Source organism: Shewanella sp. 5_MG-2023, assembly GCF_030547465.1.
GTDB lineage: Bacteria > Pseudomonadota > Gammaproteobacteria > Enterobacterales > Shewanellaceae > Shewanella.
This window is the reverse complement of sequence record NZ_JAUORC010000059.1, coordinates 1-3826: the sequence shown is the minus strand read 5'-3', so window position 1 is coordinate 3826 and position 3826 is coordinate 1. Positions and strand designations below refer to the sequence as shown.

General features: G+C 34.7%; 4 protein-coding genes. All 4 read right to left on the bottom strand.

Features of this window, described 5'->3' with window-relative positions; translation table 11 throughout:
* Positions 1-74: 74 nt before the first annotated feature.
* Positions 75-740, bottom strand: coding sequence for a cold-shock protein (locus Q4557_RS19535; protein ID WP_303414977.1), 666 nt, complete (start codon positions 738-740; stop codon positions 75-77).
* A gap of 116 nt (positions 741-856) precedes the next feature.
* Complete coding sequence (locus Q4557_RS19530; protein WP_303414975.1) at positions 857-2041, bottom strand: DUF262 domain-containing protein; 1185 nt, start codon at positions 2039-2041, stop codon at positions 857-859.
* Positions 2041-2790, bottom strand: a complete 750-nt coding sequence (locus Q4557_RS19525; protein ID WP_303414973.1) for an FRG domain-containing protein — start codon at positions 2788-2790, stop codon at positions 2041-2043. The genes Q4557_RS19530 and Q4557_RS19525 overlap by 1 nt, the downstream gene beginning before the upstream one ends.
* A 177-nt stretch (positions 2791-2967) precedes the next feature.
* Entirely contained in the window at positions 2968-3501 is a 534-nt protein-coding gene (locus tag Q4557_RS19520) for a hypothetical protein (RefSeq protein WP_102440057.1), read from the bottom strand.
* Between the last annotated feature and the right edge of the window lie 325 nt (positions 3502-3826).

Here is a 3826-nt window from a genome sequence, read left to right as displayed (position 1 = left end):
ACTATAAAGGTATCACTCGGGCTTGTTCAACACTTGGGATAAGGACGCGGCTACGCGCGGCCTATCCTTATCTGTTAGGTACCTGCCGCCAACAATAATATAAACAACAGAATACCTCCTAAGATGAACCAGCCAATATTACTTTTTTCTAGTTGCTTAGCCCTAACCTTATCTTCTTCCGACTTTATTCCAAAGAAAAGAGCATCAAAATAATCAATTTTACTTTGTAAATCTTGTATAGACTGATTTGCTTCCGATACTGAATCACATGGTACCTGATCAGTTACTATTGCAAAGTCACCTTTAAATGCATGTACGGTATATCGATAATTTCCCGAATTGAATGTTTCTTTCTCAAAACTCATATTCAATATCGCATTACAACCAGCTTCTTTAGCTAGAGTTTCAATATGCTCACGAGCTTCATCTAAACCTTTAATAAACCGACATTCAATCGAGTGCTGCTTCTCAACAGTTCCATATTTAGGCTTCGGGGCTCTAGTGGTGAAGAAATCTACCATTTCTTTCTTGAAATATACTGTTGGAACTCTAACTTTTTTCGCAGCTAATCCCCTAGGGTTTGGCGTAGGATCGAACTCTACAACTACATTCTTTACCAACTTAGCTTCATCTGATTTATCTAACAATGCAGAAAAATGTAAAAAGTAACTTTCACCATCATCGCCATTTATAAAACCATACTTCTTACTAGAAATATAAGATACAACCTTGCCTTTCAAGCGAACTCCTTATGTTGAAATTTCTTTGGTACCTAACGCCTTGCTAAGCGGAAAATAATAGTTGGCTATAATCTCGAAGCGATGGCCAACTGTTATTATTCCGTTTAAGCAACGTGTTATACATTTGTGATCTGAAACTTATCTACAATTTTTTGTACTTCGATTGGGTTAGTTGTAGATGCTTTATAATCAGGATCTTCTAAATGTGATTCATTAAGAAGAGTATTAATTTCTGTAGCCACTCTATTTAAGTCATCACCATTACTCATATCAAGGTGAGAAAACTCTTGCTCTTGTAACTTTTTAAATATACCAGCTAAAATCATAGCTACTGAAACTTGATATTTATTGCCTCTTTTAGACGAAACACCATAAATTTCCTTAGAAAAAGGCTGCTCAGTAATTGTTGTTAGAGATTCGATAAAAACATTAAACCGAGAAAACAAATCTTTTGCTTTCTCTAATCCAGCTATATCAATCTCAACCAACTCATTCTCAGATTTTTCTTTCATGTAGCTTTCAACATATTGAGGTGATTTAGCTACCGCTACTTCACTACCGTTTTCATTTTTGAAAGTCTGTATAACTCCATTTTCTAATATACTTAAAATAACAAATATATTTTCATGGCAAGCTTTTTTCTGGTATCGATCTTTTGAAATCGCATAAGCTTTAGCAAGTGGTGTACTAGAATTATTATAAAGATCTGTACAAAACATATTTACCAAGTTGTTGATTGAAGAATCAAAAACAGCATGCCTAATTTCTTGAGGAGTTAAAGGCTTTGTACCTTTGTTATATCTGTTAAATATTTCCAACTCGAATTTCTTGCCCGGGAAGTTTCTAAAAATAATAGTTGCAACCCGGCGACTAAGTAACTCAATTCGATCGTCGATCGGTAATTCGTTAACATCAAGGCCTTCAAAGTCTGTGAGAATACTTAAATCAGTAAGTTTATATTCACCACTTAAAAAACGATAAAATGCCCTAAGACGATGCTGCCCATCTACAACATTTAGAACTTGTACACCTTTTAATTTATGGCTAGCAAGGAAAATAGGGGGAATTGGAATTTCTAATAAAGCTGATTCAATTAAAGAGCTTTCATCAGGGATTGATGATCTATATTCTCGTTGATAGTCTGGTGCAATGATGATTGCATCATTGAACTCTACCAGTTGATCATTGGTTAATACGTCGTCTTTAATCTCTTGTAATTCAAAGCCTAACTTAATGCTATTAAATATTTTTTGCCAAGATTGATTTTCATCTTTTGGGTTGATTTCAAATTGTTGCTTCATTAGTTTTTCTCCCTAATATAATCCAAAATATCCTGTTGCATCACAATATCTTTAGCTACTGATGATAGCTCTGGATAAATATGTGAAAAACTAATACCCATAGAATATAAACTCGATAATATATTTTTTGTTTCTGAACCCGTTATAACTAATTTTCTTAAAACATTTTCATCATTGATTGATTCAAGAGGGTTATCATCATCTTGAAATAGAACAAATAGACCTTTTTGAGCATTAACTCTCGGATTTATTTTTCTTCCTTGAATGACGATTGGACCATCATGACCTTCACTAGATATACCCGGTAAGCCTGAAATATTTATAATCTGCTCTTGTTGTATATTTAATAAATTCAACTTGGTTGGATTTAAAAAATATACTACAGCCTCTTTCTCTTCTTCATTTTGAAAGGACTTTTCTACTGCAAATAATAACGACACTATATGAGAAGTAGTAAAGTCCATTAATCGGGTAGGAATTCCATAATGCTGTGCATACAGCATCCATTCAATATCATTTTCGATATCTGACGGGTTGTCCATGTACTGGTAAGAATTTAACTTGAATTCATCTAAAAAGCTGCGGATAGCTCTTTTAGGATATTTTCTTTTATCTGAAGAATCCTTTCTTAATGCACTAGGTAACAAAGGGTAATCACCGCATTGCCCCCTAGATAATGTGAACTCTGTTGGTAAATCCTCAATGAATGCCATGTATTCACTAAGCTTGTCTATGATTACTTTTGTCAATTTACATCCTTATTTAATTCACACTCAAAACTCGAGAAATGTATAACGCTCTGTTAATGGGCGAATTTTGCTGGGTTGATTTTTGCCCGCGAAGCGGAAAAGCAAAAAGCGATACAGCAAAATTTGTCCATATTTAACAGTTTGTTATGTTTTGAACATCCTATTGCTAATGCCTATTTAATATTCGCCGCTATACTTCTGGTTAGCTTTAAATGCCTCAACTTCCAAAGGTGCATTCTCATAACCGTACTTTGCAAGATCAGAGAAGTGTTGAGTAATTACTGCTTCCAAACTAGACCTTTCAATTTGTAACACATGCACCAACTCGTGAGCCAGTTTGGGTTTATCTAATTCGTAACCTGTTCTGGTATAAATGGAATAACCAAACACTTGAGCATTGTTAACTATTCCCTCACCGACAAAGCCAAGTGCTTCTCCAAGAACTCTTAATGCAAAGTTTTCATAAGGGAAAGGAACTGCATCAACATAGACAATTCTTACTTTTTCTGGATTCTGAATTCCAATTTCTGTTGCCAATAACAACTGCTGCTCTTCTAGCGGAGTTCCGATCTCTAAGCCTTTTGCATCGGTTTCATGAGCCCAGGAGATATACTGAGGCAATAGTATATTGGAAATTATTTTTTCATATGAGAGTACTAAAACTACCATTACAACGACTACTGCTAGCAATAGCAATTTAAGTTGCTTCATAACTTTGACTTCCTTTTCTAAAACTTGCGATAACTACATTTGCTAAGAAAAAACATAACAGCTTATTCATTAGCAGCTCAATAATGTTCCAGGCTGCTCAATTCAAACCTCAAAGATACCATCGCTAAGTCATTGTTGTAAATCGAATATTTTCGCGAATACGTAAGTAATGCTCAAAATGCTGCCGGAAAAAGAATGCGTCTTTGTTTACGAGGTCTATACAACACTTTAAAAAATTCGCAGTAGACTGATATGTATGGGTTTTCTCGAATGTTACAAAATTATCGATGCGTAAAAAGCTCATTTTACGCATCCTTTGGCGCCA

Coding starts and splice junctions, on each gene's coding strand:
- Q4557_RS19520 (WP_102440057.1), bottom strand. CDS start 3,501: ATGAAGCAACTTAAATTGCTATTGCTAGCAGTAGTCGTTGTAATGGTA.
- Q4557_RS19530 (WP_303414975.1), bottom strand. CDS start 2,041: ATGAAGCAACAATTTGAAATCAACCCAAAAGATGAAAATCAATCTTGG.